The sequence below is a fragment of the Chryseobacterium sp. POL2 genome (genome assembly GCF_011058315.1).
Taxonomy (GTDB): domain Bacteria; phylum Bacteroidota; class Bacteroidia; order Flavobacteriales; family Weeksellaceae; genus Soonwooa.
The window spans coordinates 3,143,067-3,161,377 of sequence record NZ_CP049298.1; the positions used below are offsets into that span (position 1 = coordinate 3,143,067).

Below are 18,311 nucleotides of genomic sequence, written 5' to 3' on the forward strand. Positions count from 1 at the left end.
TCACATTAATCTTTTCAATTTCAATTTTGAATGTAAGTTGTTTTGAAGATCTTTTTGGAGAAAGAGATGATGAGACGACTTCTACATCTTCGAGCAATACAAATGAAAGACCAGGTTATGACTACAGCTTTACATGTCCTGGTGGTACAAAAAGCAGCGTTCCCATTCCAAAAGGATCAGAGAAATGTCAAAAAGCACAAGAGTATTTTGCAAGAACTTACGGATGTAATGATGCTGATAATTTTAATACCGCTAATTGTCGAGTATGCAAGGATTGTAATTGGCAAAACTACTGCTCTGTCTGTAATTAAAATTTTTCTAATACAAAAACGACTGAAGATATTCAGTCGTTTTTGTATTAATTGTTTTTTGCTTTATCAAGATTTACTTTTAATAGAAAAAATCCAGCAACGCCCGAAATTAAGGATGCAAGAAGAATTGCAACTTTAGCTTCATTTTGATAATCGACATGTCCAGGGAAAGATAAAATCGCTAAGAAAATTGACATTGTAAATCCGATTCCCGCCAACAGGGCAACACCAAAGATAGAGTTCCAGTTGCTTCTCTCCGGAAGACTGCTTAGTTGAAGTTTAATAGCGATGTAGGAAAACAAACTGATTCCGATAAATTTTCCGAATATTAGGCCGCCCATAATTCCGTAAGATAAAGGATTGAAAAAGTTATTAAAAACTTGTGGGTCAATCATAATATTGGTATTTGCAAATGCAAAAACAGGCATAATAAAATAAGAAACAGGCTTGTGAAGACTGTGTTCAATACGTTTTAATAAAGAGCCACGATTGGTTTTGTTTGGAATACAAAATGCCAGAATAACGCCGGCAATTGTCGCGTGTATCCCAGAATGATGCATAAAATACCACAACAATAATCCTGGAATAATATAGAAAATAGGCTGAGAAACTTTTTTAAGGTTAAGAATAATTAGCAATACGACAATCGCTAAACAATATCCCAAATACAGCCAATGTAAAGAAGTCGTATAGAAAATTGCAATTACCAATATCGCGCCCAAGTCATCCACAATAGCCAAAGCCGCTAGAAAAACCTTCAACGATATAGGAACGCGTTTTCCCAATAATGAAAGAATTGCTAAAGAAAAAGCAATATCGGTAGCCATCGGGATTCCCCAACCAGCATGATATTCGGTGTCGTGATTGATAGCAAAATAGATTAAAGCAGGAACAAGCATTCCTCCGATTGCAGCAAAAATCGGGAGAGAAGCTTTTTTGATGTCCGATAATTCGCCTTCGAGGATTTCTCTTTTTATTTCAAGTCCTACCAAAAGGAAAAATACCGCCATAAGGCCATCATTAATCCATGTAGCGAGAGAGTATTGCAAATGCAGACTTTCGAAACCGAAAGGATGTGCTAGTAGTTCCGCAAAAAGTTCTCCCGCGGAGGAATTTGCAATTAACAATGAGAAAATTACACAAATGATAAGGATAACGCCAGAAGACTGCTCTGACCCAAAAATGCTCTTTAATTTTAATTTCAAAACTTTTATTTTACGAGGCGTTTTACTTTATTAACGCCATTAATATTCTTTAGTTGTCGGAAGGTTTCATCCAACTGATTTCTATTACGGACTTCAAGATTTATTGTGCCAGTGAAAATTCCGTCGTTAGACGCAATAGACATCGACTTCATGTCCATCTCCATAGAGTTGCTGATCACGGCTGTAATATCGTTAATCATACCCATTCTGTCCAGACCTTCAATCTCGATTTGGATTCTGTTTTTGAAGCTTTCGGCATTTACCCATTTAGCCACCAAAACACGATAATCATAGTTGGCACGTAGGTTAATCGCATTGGGACAATTGTCGTTGTGGACTTTAATGCCTTCCGAAATGGTAATAAATCCAAAAATCTTGTCACCAGGAATTACCGTACAACATTTTGCAAAACTATAATTCAGTTTTTCTTCATCTTTTCCAAATACAATCAGGTCAAGATCTTGCGCTTGGGTGTCGTTTTCGATATTGACTTTGGAGGTTGGTGATTTTCTGAAACGTTGCAAAATATTGCTAAAGAGACTTCTCCCTTCCAGATATCGTCGAAGGTCCCCTATGTCATAAGTGCCATCTTGGAATCCTAAAAAGACATCTTGCGAGGTTTTTAAATTTAGGAATTTCTGAAGTTTATTAATTTCTTCATCATTGAAATTAAGTTTTGCATGGCGCATTTTACGTTGCAAAATTTCTTTGCCTTCTGTTGTGCGCGTGTTTTTTTCTGAATTAAGAATGGTCTTAATCTTCGATTTTGCTTTTGATGTTACTACAAAATCCAACCAATCGGATTTTGGTTTTTGGTTTTGCGAAGACAAAATATCCACTTGGTCGCCGTTTTGCAAAACGTAACTTATCGGCACCAATTTGCCATTAACTTTTGCACCAAGACATTTCATTCCCAAATCTGAGTGTACCGCAAAAGCGAAATCCAGAGCTGTTGCACCAGTTGGCAAAATTTTAATTTCTCCTTTTGGTGTAAATACAAAAACTTCCTTAGAATAAAGATTAAGTTTGATATTATCCAAAAGCTCCGAGGTTGATAGATCTTGTTGTTGCTCGAGAACTTCACGGATTTCGGTCACCCAACGGTCAAAATTTTGGTCGTCAGAATTTTTGTAACCTTCTTTGTAACGGTAATGCGCAGCGACACCTTTTTCGGCAATTTCGTCCATACGCTCGCTGCGGATTTGCACTTCTATCCATTTTTTATCAGGCCCCATCACGGTAAGATGCAAACTTTCATAGCCAGTTGACCTTGGCTGTGAAATCCAGTCGCGCATTCGCGAAGGATTGCTACGGTAAAGATCGGTTACAATGGAGTAAATTTTCCAAGCAAGGAACTTTTCATTTTTAGCGTCAGATTTATAAATAATTCGGATGGCGTAGTTGTCAAAAACCTCTTCGAACGTTACGTTCTGCTTCATCATTTTACGATAAATAGAACTTATAGCTTTCGCGCGACCTTTTATTTTGAAGTTGAGTCCTTCTTCTTTCAGCTGTTCAGAAACTTCTTTTTTAAATTCTTGAATATATTTGTCGCGACTTTCTTTTGCAAGCTCGAGTTTGCTGACAATTTCGTTATATACTTCGGGGTTATTATATTTTAGAGAAAGGTCTTCCAGCTCGGATTTGATGTTGTAAAGCCCAAGACGATGCGCCATAGGGGCGTAGATATAGACGGTTTCCGAGGCTATTTTCTGTTGCTTGTCGGGACGCATACTTTCCAGCGTTCTCATATTATGAAGACGGTCGGCAATTTTTATTAAAATTACACGGAAGTCTTCTGATAAAGTCAAAAGCAACTTACGATAATTCTCAGATTGTATGGAAATGTTTTGGTTATTCATGACCGATATTTTGGTCAAACCATTCACAATATCCGCAATCTTTTTTCCGAAGATTTTTTTGATATCTTCATAGGTATATTCCGAATCTTCGATAACGTCGTGTAGCAGGGCACAAGCAATACTTGTCGCACCAAGACCAATTTCGTTGGCAACAATTTTTGCCACTTCTATTGGATGATAGATGTAAGGTTCTCCCGTTTTTCGTCGTTGATCTTTGTGCGCGTCCAATGCAATATCAAAGGCTTTGCGGATCAACTTGTTTTGATCTTCGTCTAAAGTTCGATATGTATTGGCTATCAGGTCTTTATAGCGGGCAAGGATCTCCTTGTTTTCTTTTTCTAAATCGTAAGCCATGATTTGTGTAATGAAGCTACTAATTTAAGAAAAAAATCAAGTTTTGTTCAAGTTTTTGAGATAGAATCTTTGGTTTTTTCAGCGATTAACAATAAGTTTTCGAAGTTTTGGAAAATAAGTAGATATTAAGCACTGTGTTTGATTTTCAAGATTTTTTTTGATTTTAAAATTAATCCTTGACAATCGCGTACAAAACATGATTTTGATACTTATCGCCTTTTTTAGAATTGGCTTTCAAAATACCTTCCATCGTCATTCCTGCTTTTTGCATAACTTTTCCTGAAGCGGGGTTGAAATCAAAATGTGTTGCAAAAATTCTTTTGAGATGTAAAGTTTCAAAACCGAAATCTATAATGGCTTTTACAGCTTCGGTTGTGTAGGCGTTGTTCCAAAAGTTGATGTCCATCCAATAGCCTAGTTCGGCTTTGTTAAAAGCTTTGTCAATGTTTAAGTCGATGCCGCCAATGATTTGATTATCTTCTTTTAGTCGAATAGCGAATATATAATGATTTTGATTTTTAAAACCGTTTTCGGAGAGATTTATCCAAAATTTTGCACTTTCTGTTGTGTATGGGAAAGGCATGTTTAGTGTGTTTTCCGAATAGATTTTGTTATTAAGGATTTTTACAATGGATTCTATATCGCTGTCGTGTGGTTGGTTCAGAATAAGGCGTTCGGTTTCTATTTTTGGAAAATCCATGCTTTGTTTTTTATTTAATTTAAAAATAATAAAACCTGCCGAATAGACAGGTTTTAATTTATGAAAATTGTTTTTTTCTTAACCAAAAGAATAGGCCTCCTAATAAACCTAAAATCCCAAGTGGTAGCAGAAGGTTGATCCATTGCCAATTTTGGCGTTCTCCATCAATACGTTGTTTGTCTAATAGTCGCATTTCGAGATTTCGGTTGCGCAATGCCATAAGGTTGGAGTCGTCCAAAAGGTAATCTAGTGCGTTTCTCAAAAACTGCTCGTTACCATAACGTTGTTGGGTTAAGTAATCGAATCCTAGTGGCATGGCTTGGCCTTTCACCGTTTGGTTTTTGGCACCGTCACCGTCGGCGATGACAATCATTTTGTTATTTTGACTTTGGGTTTTAAAATCGGGATAAGCATTTTTCTCACTTCTTGTTGCATAAGCAGATTGGAATTTTCCTTCCAAAGAAACCGCAAATATCTTGGGTGTAGAAGCTTGTTCCATAATGCCAAGGCTATCCATTTTTATCATTTCGGATAAGGCAACATAATTCGGGACAGTCTTGGTTATAGTTCTGTCGCTGGATTCAAACAACACATTGAATTTTACATTCTTTCGGGATAAGGTGTCGATAGAAGTTGGGAATTCGAATTTTACGGGATTAATGTTCTTAGTAATGGCATTTTGATTTTGTGAAATCCCGAGTGGAAAATAGGGCCACATCAAATTGGTGAATTGTGGGTTGCCTGCGATCTCTCCAGTTTTGAGACGGATGATAGCGGATTGTTTCATGTCTTTTACCAAACCTGGATTGACACGAACACCATAACTGAACATCATGTCTGTAAGATTTATATCAACAGGGAAAGCCATAATGTTTTTGGAACGGAAAAGCGTATCCATTTCAGCATTAACAGCATCGAGCATCCAGAGGCTTTTTCCACCATTCATGATGTATTGGTCGAGGATTATTTTTTCGTTTGTCGTAAAGGCTTTTCGTGGTTTTGCAACGACGATGGCATCCATTTGTTTAAGCTTCGGAACATCGGCAAGACTTAGTTCTGTTTTGTTTTCTGGGATAATAGGTCCAATATTATAATTTTCCAAAGCCATGTCGATAAAACTGGTGAACTCTTGTCGTCCCAATTCGTCTTGATTAACCAAAAAACCAATATTTTTTTTAGTTTCTTCGGTTATTGCTTTGATGTTAGAAGCGAAGTTGTATTCGAGGTTTTCGATGGATTTGTTAAGCTGCTCGTTGGAGTCGATGCCGGCTTGTTGGATAATCAACGGGATGGAAAATCCGTAATTATCATAGGTGATCGCGGCATAAGGATAAAGTACAATATTGGTGATTTTTCCGTCTTTGATGTCTGGTAACATCGATGGTTGCATGCCCATAGCTTGTAGGGTATCCATTGGGATTTTTTCAGCAATTGGATCACGGAATTTATAATCGATTTTTGGATTTATTTTTCGAAATTCTTCCAAAATAAATTTGGTTTCGTTTTGTAATTGTTTGAAAGAAGCGGGGAAATCACCATCAAGATAAACTTCGATTGTGATGGGTTTTTTAACCGATTCCAAAGTTTTTACGGTGGCATCAGAAAGCGTATAGCGTTTTTCTTGAGTCAAGTCGAATCTTTTATAAAATACGCCAAAAACGCCTAATATTAAAAGAAGTCCTACAAGGATGTATATGATTTTGTTTTTGTTCATTTCTAAAAAAATATTGAGAGTCTTACTTCTTTTTTAATACCGAAAATTCAGCGGTTTTAAGACAAATTAATATCACCAAAACGAAATAAAATAAGTCCCGCGTGTCAATTAATCCTCTTGTGAATGATGTGAAATGTTGATAAAATCCTAAGTTTTGTAAAATAAAATCTGCGGATCCGAGAAGTTTGTAACTCGCCAATTGTTCTATCCCAAAATACATTACAAAACATAGCAAAACTCCGATAAGGTAAGCCATGATTTGGTTAGACGAGAAAGAAGAAGCCAGAATTCCTAAAGCAGAAAAACCGCCTATCAAAACAATAAGTCCAAAATAGCTTCCCATAGTCATTCCCATATCAATATTTCCAGCAGGAACGCCCAATGTGTAAACGGTGTAGAAATAAATAAGCGACGGAATTAAACACAAAATCCCAATCGTCCATACCGAGAAAAATTTGCCATTAACGATATCAGCAATTTTTAAAGGTTGCGAAAATAACCAAAGCAAAGTTCCGGATTGTTGTTCTTCTGCCAAGCTTCGCATGCTTAAAGCGGGAATGATGAACATTAACAACCACGGCGCTAACACAAAAAAACTTTGTAAAGAAGCACTGCCGATATCTAGAATGTTGAAGCTGTTTTCGAAGAAAAATAAAAATAAAGCCGAGATAAAACTAAAAGCGGCGATGATCATCCATGCGCTCCAGTTTCCAAAATAGCTCCAAAGTTCTTTTTTAAATAATGCAAACATGCGTTTTGTATAATTTATAGTTTTGGTATTTCTAAGATATTCAATTTTTCACCAATTATTTTTTTCCTTTGTTTACCAATTTTACTGTTGCCATAATAAGCATTATTATAACGATAAAGCCTACTAATAATTGCCACCAATAATCGATGATATATGATTTTAGAATAACTGTGAAAACAACACCGAACAAAATGAAAGTCGCAATCTCATTGAATTGTCGTAGTTTGATATTAGCTGTGTCCAGGCTTTGTCCATCTAAGAGTTGAAGACTTTTGGTCTTTTTCCAACTCCAGATATGATAGGCGAGAAGTCCAAGGAGAAAGGTTAATTTTAAATGAAACCAAGGCATTTTCATAAGGCTGGGGTTGAGTCCAATCATCGTAATGCCACTTATTAACATGATAATTCCGGCTGGGATGATGATGATATTCCATAATCTTTTTGTCATAAAAGCATATTGGTGACGAAGGATATTTTGTTTTGGGTTTTCAAAAGTATCTGTGTCTTTGTAGTACACAAAAATTCTTACCAAATAAAAAATTCCCGCAAAATAGCTCACCATGAAAATAATGTGGATCGCTTTGATAATCAAATAAAGCACGTGATAAATTTTTGCAAATATACTTATTTAAAGAATTTCAGATTCTATGAATTGCTAAATATGCTCAATTTCTTTAAATGTAAATAATTTATCTTAAGTTTGTGAAAATTAAAATAAAATAATTAATATGAAGAGAGTTTTACAAGTGGTTTTCTTGTTTTTTGTGTTTTCGTTATCGTTGGGTCAGTCGGCTCAGTTGGTGGGTAAGAAAATTGCGGATTACAAATCGAGCAAACAAAGTTTTACCACTTACAATTTGTTTCAGCAAAGTAATGCTTTGGCAAAACAAGCGAAATTTCAATTGGCGGCAAGAGATGCGATTGCATTGGATCTTAACAAAGTACAGCTGAAAGAACTGGTGGCAAAAAGACCAACAGCTGTAGAAATTTCTGTTCCGTTTCGAGATAAAGAGATTACTTTAGAATTAATTCAAAATGATATTTTCGGAGGTCAGAATAATTTAACAATTCAAACGGATCAAGGTGAGTTTAAATCTTACAAACCGGGTGTTTATTATCAAGGTATTATTAAAGGCGATCCGACGTCGGTGGTAGCATTTAGCTTTTTTGAAGACGATGTTGTAGGTCTTGCCTCAGATCTTAAAGTGGGAAATATTGTGGTTGGAAAAGCAATAGATTCTGAAGATTTTTTAATTTATTCGGATTCAACCTTGACGGGTGCTAGCCCTTTTGTTTGTAAAGCTGATGAGTTGATGGAAAATCAAAGTCAGAATTTTTCTTTTGATCCATCTACTGTTAATAAAAAAGCGGAAACTACAGAAAATTGTGTACGTGTTTACTACGAAATTTGTAATAAACCTTACAAGCAAAACTCTAGTAATATTACAACAACGACCAATTGGATTACGGCGATTCATAATAATATAGGAACTTTGTATAATAATGACGGCGTGAAAATGTCGCTACACGAAATTTTTATCTGGACAACTGCAGATCCTTACACAGGCGATTATGGCGAAAATTTAGCACAATTCCGTGCAACGCGTACGACTTTTAATGGTGATTTAGCGCATTTGGTTAACTATCCATCAACTACGAGTGTGGCTTATCTTAACTCGCTTTGTTCAAATTCTAAATATGCCTACTCTGGAATTTCTATGAGTTATGCTTCTGTACCGACCTATTCTTGGACTATTATGGCAATGACGCATGAGATGGGACATTCTCTAGGTTCGCCTCATACGCATGCATGCGTTTGGAATGGTAATAATACGCCTATTGATGGTTGTGGTGCTGTAGGTGGTTTTTCTGAAGGTTGCGATGGTCCACTTCCTGCTAAAGGAACCATTATGAGCTATTGTCATCTTGTTGGAAGTGTTGGGATTAACTTGGCTTTAGGTTTTGGACCGCAGCCAGGCGCATTGATTCGTCAAACAGTAGATTCGAAATCTTGTCTTAATACAGATTGTATAACAGGTTGTAACCCTACCGTTTCGGCACTTCAGATGTCGAATATAACGAGCAATTCTGCAACAGCAACCATTGTTGATACAAAAGGTGGGACAGAATGGAAATATAGAATAACCAAGCCCGATGGCACTATTGTGAAATCCGGAATTGTTACTAATAAAGTTATTAATTTGACCAATCTGGATTCTAATACCTATTACTATGTTTTGGTGGGTGTTAATTGTGGCGGTGAGAATTCTTATGCGGCAAAACAACTTATTTTGACCGATGCGCAATGGTGTAATTCTAATCTTAAATTCACCGATACAGGAGGAGAAGCGGATAACTACGGTAATAGCGAAACTGTTATTAAAACCTTTACACCAGCTGATCCTAATGATAAAATTAAATTAACGTTCTCAGAATTTGTGACAGAGCAAGGCAGCGATTTTATGAGAATTCATAATGGTCCAAGTATTGGTTCTCAAGCATTTTTGGTGAATGGAAATGTTAATATATCAGGGAATTTGGATCTTGGAAGTTTCGAATCTACACACGAGACAGGCGCCATTACAATTAGATTTATTTCAAATGCATCTGTTGTTGAAAAAGGTTGGGTAGCACAGGTTGAATGCAAAAAATTGTCAAGTATAGATGTTAAAACAACAAGCTTTTCATTAGCACTTAATGCATCAAAAACCAGCCTGAATTTAAAATCTAATAAAACAATTGATAAACTTGAACTTTTTGATATGAATGGGAAACTTATTCACACATCGTTGGCATTGGATAAAAATTCCGAAATCGCGATTTCTCATTTGCCAGCAGGCGTTTATGTAGCATACGCTCATATTGATGGTCAAGTGATTTCGAAGAAATTTGTGAAATAAATTAAAATATATTCTTCTAAAAAAAACAAAAGCGCTTGTGAATAACGAGCGCTTTTTTTATTTATTTTTAAATCTTAAGAATCGAATTCGATATAGATCTTTTCGCCCATATTCATTCCGAATAAAGAGGCAGCGCCATTGTGAAGACTTCCTTTGTAGACAGTAAGTTCCAGAAGGTTGTTGTCGTTAAAGATGACTGCCGATTTGCCGTGATATTCGGCTTCGTCATCCCAGTCTGCCACAAGGTCTGTGTATTGATTGTAAATTTTGGTCAAAACGATATTCCTAAATTTTATAATAAAACTTGTTGCATTACTCATATGAAGCTCAAACAAGCTGCGATGTATATTGGAAACAACATTTCCAAAATTGTCCACATACATTACTTCGCCAATAATCATTTTTTCGGAAGCTTTGTAACTCGCATTTACAAAATAGGTTTCTTTGGTTTCGGTAATAAGTTTTCCGATAACTTCTGGCACGCCACCGTTATACAGATGTATGGCTGCTGGCACAAAAATATCTGTTGCGGTGAAGTTAATTGTATCATCAAACCTTTTATTTAAAGTAATTTCAAAAATATAATCAGGTTTAATATCAAAAAAAATAAGATTGAGAATACCATTGTCTGCTGCTAAAAAATAATGACCATCAATTTTGACTAAAATATTTTTTCGGTCTTTATGGAAAAAGCTGTCAACGCAAATAATATGGATGCTACCTTCAGGAAAATTTTTATAAGAACTTCTAATAACGTAAGCTGCCTGTTGAATGTTGTATGGCAAAATATCATGCGTGATGTCAACAAGTTTGATATCTTCATTCATGCTCAAAAGACTTCCTTTAATGCAAGCGACGCGGTGGTCGACAGTTCCGTAATCGGAAGTTAAACTTATTATAGGCATGCAATTTCTTTTGCGCAAAATTAATGATAAATATCTTCTCGGGTCAAGCATTTCGTCAAATCAATTCTTATATTTGTTAGGAATAACACAGTATTTTTTATGTACGAACTCAATTACGAAATTAATGACATAGACACCAAGATGTTTTATGGTGTACAAAATCAGTATTTTAATCTTATAAAATCCAGCTTTCCAACGCTCAAAATTACAGGTCGCGACAATTATATTTTTGCCATGGGAAATCAAGATACTTTGGATATTTTGAAAGGGCGACTAGATGATATGGTGTCCTTTATTTCCAAACATAATTCGATAGATCTTAAAAACGTTGAATCCATTCTTAAAATTAAAAATGAAGAAGAAAAACAATTGCTTTTTGATCAGAATATTATTGTAAAAGGCGTTAACGGAAAAGTTATAAAAGCTAAAACATCGAATCTTAAAAAACTGGTAAAAACGAGTGATAAAAAAGATATGGTGTTTGCTATTGGGCCTGCCGGGACAGGGAAAACCTACACGAGTGTTGCTTTGGCGGTGAAAGCGCTTCGCGATAAAGAGGTGAAACGTATTATTCTAACACGACCCGCTGTGGAAGCAGGAGAAAGTTTAGGATTTTTGCCTGGCGATCTTAAAGAGAAGTTGGATCCCTATTTGCAACCTTTATATGACGCTTTGCGCGATATGATTCCGCACGAGAAATTGGAAGCCTTTATAGAAAAAAAAGTCATCGAAGTGGCGCCTCTGGCTTTTATGCGCGGCCGTACCTTGGATGATGCTTTTGTGATTTTGGATGAAGCGCAAAATACGACACATTCTCAAATGAAAATGTTCCTCACCAGAATGGGAATGAATGCCAAATTCATTATTACAGGTGATCCCAGTCAGGTGGATCTCCCCAAAAATCAACAATCTGGACTTCGGGAGTCGATGCGAATTCTGAAAGATGTGGAAGAGATAGGCTTTGTGCATTTAACAGAAGAAGATGTGGTGCGCCATCCTGTTGTGAAGAAAATAATTTTAGCATATAATAAGGAAGAGCAATATAATCATCAGAATAAATGATTTTTTTGTAAAAAAAATAATGATATATTTGCAAAGTTTCATTGATATGGAAGATAAGGTATGAAATGTATTTTTGCTTTTTTGAGTTTTGTTGTAATGCTGAATTGTTCCTCGCAGCATCAACAAGAGAACCAAATGCCGTTAGAATTTGAGATTGTTCACCAATCCAAGTTCGATGTCCTAGAGGATTATGCATTTGTGTTATTGAAAAACCAAGAAGAAATAGACAATATTTATAAATATTTGTCAGCTTCACCAAAAGGATTACGACAAATCCCGATTCCGAGTTATGATGAAAATGAAACTTTAATCGCAGTAAGTGCGACGCCAAAATCTAAAAATGATATCGATATTAAATCTGTAAATTTAATTGGAGATAAAATAAATATCGAAATTATAGATGTGGATAATCCACAATTAGGAACCAGTGGACGACTGAAAAGTCTTGTAATAATCAAACTTTTGAATAATTATAAAAACAAATCAATAAACTTAATTATAAAATAATTACTATGGTTAAAAATTTCTTTACGTTTGCTGCGGTAATAGTTTCAGCTTCTGTATTTGGGCAAGCCAATTATTGGAGTAAAACTTCAAATGTTGCAGGAAAACAAGTTACAGAAAGACAATCTCAACCTATGCAATACAAATTGTATAATTTGAATTTGGATAAATTGAATGGTGCTCTACAAACGGCGCCTCAGAGATTTTCTAACGATGAAAGTTTAATCTTAAAGTTTCCTGATGCTAATGGAAATTTTGTTGATTATATAATTCAAGAAGCTTCGGTACTTTCTCCAGAACTACAAGAAAAATATTCTGATATTCGATCTTATGTTGGTTATCAAAAATCGAATAAATCTAATACTATTAGATTTAGCGTGACGCCAACAGATGGTGTTAATATTATGTATTTCGATGCAGGAGAAGTTAGCTATATGGATACTTATACCAAAGACAAAGGGACTTATGTCGTGTATAAGAGAAAAGATCTTAAAGCCAACCCAGAACAATTTAATTGTGGTTTCGTTGAAGAAAATAACGATGTTATCCCAGGAGTTGGAGAGGTTGATAGCAAATTCCCTTTAGTACAAGATGGAAAATGGAGAACCTACCGTTTAGCTTTAGCTTGTACAACGCAATATTCAACCTTCCATGTGAATAGAGCGGGGATGAGTCAAGGTACTGTTGAGCAAAAGAAAACTGCTGTCTTAGCAGCAATGGCGGCATCTATGACACGTGTTAATGGTGTTTATGAAAAGACGATGTCTTTAACTATGGTTTTGGTACCTAATAATGACCAGGTTATTTTCTTGACTAGTGCAGATTATCCAGCTTCAGGAGGTTACACCAATAATGATGGTGCGGCTATGTTGGATCAAAACTTAAGAATCTGTAATGAAATAATAGGTTCTGCAAATTATGACATAGGACATGTTTTCAGTACTGGAGGTGGTGGTATTGCTCAGCTTAATTCTCCATGTGGAACAGGCAAGGCAAGAGGTGTAACGGGATCTTCTGTACCAACTAATGATGCGTTTAATATTGATTATGTAGCACATGAAATGGGGCATCAATTTGGTGCAACGCATACCTTTAATAACAATACTGCTGGTAGCTGTGCAGGTAATAGATCCTTAGCTACAGCTTATGAGCCAGGAAGTGGTAGTACAATTATGGCTTATGCAGGTATTTGTACGGCAACACAAAATGTACAAAGTAGAAGTGATGCGTATTTTCATACCGCATCTGTTAACCAGATGTATAATTTTATATCAAGATCAGCAGATTGTTCTGTAAAAACTGATAATAACAATCAACCACCAGTGGTAGCTGATTTGTCAGATTATACTATTCCAAAAGGGACGCCATTTGCGCTATCAGCAACAGCAACAGACCCAGATGGAGATGAGGTTACTTATCTTTGGGAACAGTTGGACTCACAAAATAGTACACAGCCGCCCGTGTCGACTGCCACTTCTGGGCCAGTTTTTAGATCGTATTTTCCAGTGGTTGGAGGAACAAGATATTTCCCTAGAATGCTAGACCTTCTTAATAATGTTGATAATAAATGGGAAGTCTTGCCAACGGTAGCTAGAAATCTTAATTTTACGTTATTGGTTAATGATAACAAAGCTACAGGAGCACAATCGGCTAGAGCTAATATGCAGGTTGTAGTGTCTAATGTTGGGCCTTTCAAGGTGACTTCGCATGCTACTAATGCACAGTATATGGGAGGTTCTGCTACAACTGTAACATGGGATGTTGCGGGGACAAACGCTGCACCAGTTAATACTCAGAATGTTCAGATTTTATTATCAAAAGATTCTGGTGAAAACTTTGATATAGTTTTGGCGGAAAATGTGCCGAATACAGGTAGTGTCGAAGTGACTTTGCCAAATGACGATATTGCGACTGCAAGAATAATGATTAAAGCAAAAGAAAACATTTATTTTGCTATTAACTCTACTTATTTCTCCATCAAAAAAGATTTGGCGGTTAATGATATTACTAAAAAGTCATTCACGATTTATCCGAATCCTGCAAAAGGAGAAGTTAGCATTGCATTGTCTAACAAATCTTCAGAGGCTAACTATATGATTTATGATCAATCAGGTAGATTGTTGAAACAAGCTAAAGTGCCAACAACTGAGAAAATTAATGTTTCCGACTTAGCTACAGGTACTTATCGTATTGTTGTTAACGCTAATGGTACTGTGAATAGTCAAAATTTAGTTATTCAGAAGTAATTTTTATAAATTTATAATATTCGAAAAGGCTTGTGTTTGCAAGCCTTTTCTGTTTTTATTTAATAAAAATATCATAAAATTTGTTAAATTAAGAAATAGTATTATATTTGCTGTGTGAAAATAACAATTGTAATTATTTATTTATTTAATCTATTGTTTGATTTTATTCACTTAAATAATGCCAAAATGTGAAGATAATTTCAATGTAATATAGTATATTTTGATTGTAATTGTTTTTAATAAGGGATTTGATAATTAGTAAACTCTTAAATATATATTAATAAAAATTTTAAAATCATGAAAAAATTATTCTTAGTAGGTGCGTTAGCACTTTTTGCGTCGATGAATGCACAGCAATTTGGAATCAAGGCAGGTATGAATATTTCTAGTCTTAATGGAGATGTAGAGAATGTGAAATCTAAAGTTGGTTTTAGTGCTGGTGTATTTGCGCAATTTCCAATCTCGAGCCAATTTACATTCCAGCCAGAAGTTTTATACTCTGGACAAGGAGCTAAAGAAAAAGAAGATGGTTTTGAAGCAACTTGGTCTATAGATTATATTGCGGTGCCTTTGATGTTTAAATATAACTTAGCAGAGAAATTTAGTTTAGAAGCTGGTCCTCAAATAGGTTTTTTAATGAGTTCAAAATTAAAAGGTGATGGTGAATCAGTAGATATTAAAAATGAAATGAAATCTACAGATTTTGCAATTAATTTAGGTGCAAATTATGACATTATGCCAAATTTATTTATTGGCGCTAGATATAGTGCTGGTCTAACAAATATTATAAAAGATTCTGATGATTTTAAAGTTAGAAACAATGTGTTTTCTGTATCATTAGGTTATAAATTTTAATTAAGCCAATCTATATTTTATATTAAGAGCACTTTATAGTGCTCTTTTTTTTAACATTAAATGCACTTTTTGATGAGTTAAATAGTACAAAATAATAATCTTTTGTATTTTCTAATATCTCGCTAAATTTTTTATAATGGGTTTGGTTTCGGAATTTTCTGTTGTAAGTGTTGAGGTATTTTTTTAAATAAGGTATTTTGTTTATTAAAATAATAATTTTTCATATTGATGTTTACGTGTTGTATGTAGTTATATAATTGGTTTTTGTATGTATAATCATGTTTTTAATTAATATGATTTTTTTCATAAATAGTGTTAAAAATTTTAAGATTAATTATTGTAATTTTGCGCCATTAATTTTTAATAAAATGAAAAAAGTAATTCTAGTTGGTGCTTTGGCACTTTTCGGAGCAGTTAATGCTCAAATTGCAAAAGGAACTGCATTTATTTCTGGTACTGTAGGATATCAAGGTCAAAAAAATAATAATAATGATGTAACTAATGATTCGTTTACAGTTGTTCCAACTGTTGGATATTTTGTTGCTCCTAATGTTGCAGTAGGATTAGGTGTTGGTTATGCATCTGCATCAGAAAAAGGAAAATTTAACGGGGTTGATTATAAAGACACTACTTCAGCATTCGTTATTGAACCATTGGTAAGAAAATACTGGAATGTTTCAGATAACTTCTTATTGTTTGGTCAATTGTCTGTGCCAATGGCATTTGGTAATGACAAAGCTGAGGTTGCTGGTAAAGAAGTTGGTAAAGATAAATTCTCTTCTTTTGGAGTGGTTGTAAGACCAGGTATCGATTATGTAGTTGCTCCTAACTGGACTATCGAAGCTACTATCGGTGAATTCGGTTACAGATCTGCTAAATATAAAGATGCTAAAAGTGTAGATAACTACAACTTCGGTCTTGATTTAGGATCAGTTACTTTTGGTGTTAAATACCTTTTCAAATAAGATTTAACTCTTATAAAAATACAAAAGAGCTGTCAATTAATTTTGATAGCTCTTTTTGTGTGCACAAAAAAACTCATCTCTAAAATTTTAGAAATGAGTTTTTATATTTATTAGGTTTAAAACTATTTACCTCCAAAAAGCCCACCGCCCATGCCTGGCATATTTGGCATTTTGCTCATCATCTGCATCATTTGTTTACCCTGAGGACCTTGCATCATTTTCATCATTTTTCCCATTTGGTCAAACTGTTTCATAAGTTGGTTTACTTCTTCCAGGGTTCTTCCGGCGCCTTTTGCGATACGTTGCTTTCTAGGCATGTTAATGATAGATGGTTTTCTTCTCTCGTCAGGAGTCATACTATGGATAATTGCTTCGATATGTTTGAAGGCATCGTCGCTAATATCAACATCTTTGATGGCTTTTCCTACGCCAGGAATCATCCCCATCAAATCTTTCATATTACCCATTTTTTTGATTTGATTAATCTGCTTTAAGAAATCATCGAAACCAAATTCGTTTTTAGCAATTTTTTTGTGAAGTTTTTTTGCTTCTTCCTCGTCAAATTGTTCCTGAGCTCTTTCTACTAAGGAAACAACGTCACCCATACCAAGGATTCTGTCTGCCATCCTTTCTGGATAGAAAAGATCCAAAGCTTCCATCTTCTCACCAGTAGAGATGAATTTGATAGGTTTCTCAACAACAGAACGAATCGTCAAGGCTGCACCACCTCGCGTGTCACCGTCCAATTTGGTAAGGACAACACCATTGTAGTTAAGGACGTCGTTGAAGGCTTTTGCTGTGTTAACGGCGTCTTGCCCTGTCATGGAGTCAACAACGAATAATGTTTCTGTAGGTTTTACAGCTTGATGAACATTGCGGATTTCGTTCATCATTTCTTGATCAATTGCCAAACGTCCCGCGGTATCGATGATGATAACGTCGTGGTTGTTTTGTTTAGCAAAATTAATGGCGTTTTCAGAAATGCTAACAGGCTTAAGATTTCCATCTTCTGTATATACCGGAACTCCTATTTGATTACCCAAAACTTTTAGCTGATCAATAGCAGCAGGACGATAGACGTCACATGCTACCAATAGAGGTTTTTTGCTTCTTTTTTGTTTAAGATAATTGGCTAACTTTCCCGAAAAAGTCGTTTTACCAGAACCTTGCAAACCAGCAATCAAAATAATTGTCGGCTTTTCAGAAAGGTTGATGCCTTCTTGTGATCCTCCCATAAGATCTACCAATTCGTCATGGACGATTTTGGTCATCAACTGGCCAGGTGTTAAAGAGGTCAATACATTTTGACCAATAGCTTTGTCTTGAACTCTTTTGGTGAGGTCTTTTGCTACTTTGTAGTTAACATCGGCATCTACCAAGGCACGACGAATTTCTTTAACCGTTTCGGCTACGTTAATCTCGGTAATTTTGCCTCGTCCTGATATATTGTGTAAGGCTTTATCAAGTTTGTCTTGTAAACTATTGAACATTGTTTAGAAAATTAGATTTGCAAAAATAACGAATTTATAATAAATAAAGTAGTTCTGAATAATTTTTGGTAGTTTTGCCAAAATGAAGAATCTGAAGCTTATCCCAACGTACGCGTTATTATTTCTTTTGTTCTCTGCTTTGATGTTCTTGGTTCAATGGATATTGGAGACTCAGGGCATTCTGAATTTAAGTTATAAAATCCATTTCTTGTTATTTTTCGTTACCTTAGTTGGGGTTGTAACAATGCTTTTGGTTTTTGGTTTAAAAAAGAAAAATATTATAGGCTTTATATTTTTGGGATTTGTAGTTTTTAAGCTTTTTGCGATAGGATATATTGCTTTGTTTGAATCAGATTTTAAAAACAATCTTTTAGTTTATTTTGGAATGTATTGGTTGTATCTTGCGGCGGAAGTTGTTCTTGTTGTGGCTTTGGTAAGAAAACAAGACGAATGTCATAAAAATATTTGAGTTAAAGATTTCCCAAAA

16 protein-coding genes are annotated in these 18,311 nt (G+C 35.1%); 8 read left to right on the plus strand and 8 right to left on the minus strand.

Features of this window, described 5'->3' with window-relative positions:
* Positions 1-26 precede the first annotated feature (26 nt).
* The gene (locus tag G6R40_RS14565) at positions 27-311 is read left to right on the plus strand and encodes a hypothetical protein (RefSeq protein WP_165137201.1); all 285 of its coding nucleotides are present in this window, start codon (positions 27-29) and stop codon (positions 309-311) included.
* A 47-nt stretch (positions 312-358) separates the two neighbouring features.
* Here the strand turns inward: G6R40_RS14565 and nhaA are convergent, their stop codons facing one another.
* The 6 genes from nhaA to G6R40_RS14595 form a co-directional block, all read right to left on the minus strand.
* A complete protein-coding gene (gene nhaA / locus G6R40_RS14570; RefSeq protein ID WP_165137772.1) occupies positions 359-1,525 on the minus strand; it encodes a Na+/H+ antiporter NhaA in 1,167 nt (388 codons plus the stop codon).
* Positions 1,522-3,732, minus strand: coding sequence for a RelA/SpoT family protein (locus tag G6R40_RS14575; protein ID WP_165137204.1), 2,211 nt, complete (start codon positions 3,730-3,732; stop codon positions 1,522-1,524). Before G6R40_RS14575 ends, nhaA begins: the two co-directional genes overlap by 4 nt.
* A gap of 169 nt (positions 3,733-3,901) precedes the next feature.
* Complete coding sequence (locus tag G6R40_RS14580; RefSeq protein WP_165137207.1) at positions 3,902-4,432, minus strand: GNAT family N-acetyltransferase; 531 nt, start codon at positions 4,430-4,432, stop codon at positions 3,902-3,904.
* A gap of 58 nt (positions 4,433-4,490) precedes the next feature.
* Positions 4,491-6,146, minus strand: coding sequence for a gliding motility-associated ABC transporter substrate-binding protein GldG (gldG, locus tag G6R40_RS14585; protein ID WP_165137210.1), 1,656 nt, complete (start codon positions 6,144-6,146; stop codon positions 4,491-4,493).
* A gap of 22 nt (positions 6,147-6,168) precedes the next feature.
* Positions 6,169-6,897: an ABC transporter permease gene (locus tag G6R40_RS14590; protein WP_165137213.1), complete on the minus strand. Its 729-nt coding sequence runs from the start codon at positions 6,895-6,897 to the stop codon at positions 6,169-6,171.
* Between the two features lie 55 nt (positions 6,898-6,952).
* Complete coding sequence (locus G6R40_RS14595) at positions 6,953-7,498, minus strand: CopD family protein (RefSeq protein ID WP_165137216.1); 546 nt, start codon at positions 7,496-7,498, stop codon at positions 6,953-6,955.
* A 127-nt stretch (positions 7,499-7,625) separates the two neighbouring features.
* On the opposite strand from G6R40_RS14595, the gene G6R40_RS14600 reads away from it, so the two are divergent.
* The gene (locus tag G6R40_RS14600) at positions 7,626-9,797 is read left to right on the plus strand and encodes a M12 family metallo-peptidase (protein ID WP_165137219.1); all 2,172 of its coding nucleotides are present in this window, start codon (positions 7,626-7,628) and stop codon (positions 9,795-9,797) included.
* Between the two features lie 74 nt (positions 9,798-9,871).
* Here G6R40_RS14600 and G6R40_RS14605 read toward each other — a convergent pair whose 3' ends face one another.
* Positions 9,872-10,702, minus strand: coding sequence for an S-adenosyl-l-methionine hydroxide adenosyltransferase family protein (locus tag G6R40_RS14605; protein WP_165137222.1), 831 nt, complete (start codon positions 10,700-10,702; stop codon positions 9,872-9,874).
* A gap of 99 nt (positions 10,703-10,801) precedes the next feature.
* Between G6R40_RS14605 and G6R40_RS14610 the strand changes: the two genes are divergently transcribed.
* From G6R40_RS14610 to G6R40_RS14630, 5 genes are all read left to right on the plus strand, one after another.
* Positions 10,802-11,764, plus strand: a complete 963-nt coding sequence (locus G6R40_RS14610; protein WP_165137225.1) for a PhoH family protein — start codon at positions 10,802-10,804, stop codon at positions 11,762-11,764.
* A 135-nt stretch (positions 11,765-11,899) separates the two neighbouring features.
* Positions 11,900-12,271 (plus strand): hypothetical protein, encoded by a 372-nt coding sequence (locus tag G6R40_RS14615; protein ID WP_165137228.1) that lies wholly within the window; start codon positions 11,900-11,902, stop codon positions 12,269-12,271.
* 5 nt (positions 12,272-12,276) lie between these two features.
* Positions 12,277-14,514, plus strand: a complete 2,238-nt coding sequence (locus tag G6R40_RS14620) for a reprolysin-like metallopeptidase (RefSeq protein ID WP_165137231.1) — start codon at positions 12,277-12,279, stop codon at positions 14,512-14,514.
* 297 nt (positions 14,515-14,811) lie between these two features.
* Positions 14,812-15,369, plus strand: a complete 558-nt coding sequence (locus tag G6R40_RS14625) for a porin family protein (protein WP_165137234.1) — start codon at positions 14,812-14,814, stop codon at positions 15,367-15,369.
* Between the two features lie 368 nt (positions 15,370-15,737).
* Positions 15,738-16,334 (plus strand): outer membrane protein, encoded by a 597-nt coding sequence (locus G6R40_RS14630; RefSeq protein ID WP_165137237.1) that lies wholly within the window; start codon positions 15,738-15,740, stop codon positions 16,332-16,334.
* Between the two features lie 122 nt (positions 16,335-16,456).
* On the opposite strand, the gene ffh is transcribed toward G6R40_RS14630, so the two are convergent.
* Positions 16,457-17,824, minus strand: a complete 1,368-nt coding sequence (gene ffh, locus G6R40_RS14635; protein ID WP_165137240.1) for a signal recognition particle protein — start codon at positions 17,822-17,824, stop codon at positions 16,457-16,459.
* A gap of 82 nt (positions 17,825-17,906) precedes the next feature.
* Between ffh and G6R40_RS14640 the strand changes: the two genes are divergently transcribed.
* On the plus strand, positions 17,907-18,293 hold the full coding sequence (locus tag G6R40_RS14640) for a hypothetical protein (protein WP_165137243.1): 387 nt from the start codon (positions 17,907-17,909) through the stop codon (positions 18,291-18,293).
* Positions 18,294-18,311: the final 18 nt, after the last annotated feature.